Below are 1,062 nucleotides of genomic sequence, written 5' to 3'. Positions count from 1 at the left end.
GGCGTTGTTTCCCAAATCAGAGTGACCTGAATTGAACTTATGGTTGAGACGGTGATCTGATCACCAAATCCCTCTTCAAATCAGCATCATGGGCAAGTCGCTTCACGCCATATCCAACTGGTCACAGTACAACCGTTCCCTGGTCAAACGCGGCTCGCTAACGTTCTGGGTTGATGAGAATGTCGTTCATAACTGGTTCCATCAAGAACATCATGGCCGACGGGGAAGAAGCGCCCTCTACACCGACCAGACCATCTGTACCTTTCTCATGCTCAAGGGCATTTTTAACCTCTCCCTGCGGGCGACACAGGGCCTGCTCGACTCGCTGTTTGAGCTGATGAATGTGCCGCTGTGTGCCCCCGACTACAGCTGTGTCAGCAAGCGCGCCAGTACCGTGAAGGTTGCATACCGCCAGCCACCCAAGGGCAAGGTTACCGATTTGGTTATCGATTCCACCGGCTTGAAAGTGTTTGGCGAGGGTGAATGGAAGGTCAGAAAGCATGGCCATGACAAGCGCCGGGTCTGGCGCAAATTGCATCTGGCTGTGGATCCGGCGACCCACGACATCGTGGCAGCCGAGGCCTCGTTGGAAAATGTTCATGATGCCGAGGTGTTGCCGACCCTGTTCAATCCGCTACGCCGAGCCCTTGGGACAGTGTATGCCGATGGCGCATATGACACCAAGGCCTGCCATGAACTGATAAAGCGCAAAGGAGCCAAGGCTTGTATTCCGCCGCGCAAGAATGCCGGTTTATGGGAAGAGGGGCATCCACGTAATGAAGCGGTTCTGGTGATGCGCAAGGAGGGGCTGACTCACTGGAAGCAGCAGTCCGGGTATCATCGGCGCTCATTGGCCGAGACGGCGATGTATAGGTTCAAACAATTGATGACGGGAAAAATCAGTCTACGTAATTACAACGGACAAGTGGGAGAGATCATGGCCTACGTGTGTGCGATGAACAAACTGAATGCCCTTGGTCTGCCGGTTAGAAAGCCCCAAGTGTAACTATCACCTGGGGCTGGGGAAGTTGTGGCCTAATGGCTTATTTGGGCAACAACGCC

Annotated in this window: 1 protein-coding gene; it reads left to right on the top strand. The window is 54.0% G+C overall.

The features are described from left to right. Positions 1-88: 88 nt before the first annotated feature. Positions 89-1,006, top strand: coding sequence for an IS5-like element ISAs15 family transposase (locus PG899_RS24095; RefSeq protein ID WP_101613907.1), 918 nt, complete (start codon positions 89-91; stop codon positions 1,004-1,006). Positions 1,007-1,062: the final 56 nt, after the last annotated feature.

Origin of the sequence: Aeromonas sp. QDB39, assembly GCF_027707585.1 — a bacterium.
GTDB lineage: Bacteria > Pseudomonadota > Gammaproteobacteria > Enterobacterales > Aeromonadaceae > Aeromonas > Aeromonas hydrophila.
This window is presented reverse-complemented; position numbering and strand designations above follow the sequence as displayed.

Excerpts from the sequence above, each read along its gene's own strand:
- PG899_RS24095 (WP_101613907.1), top strand. The coding sequence starts at position 89 with ATGGGCAAGTCGCTTCACGCCATATCCAACTGGTCACAGTACAACCGT.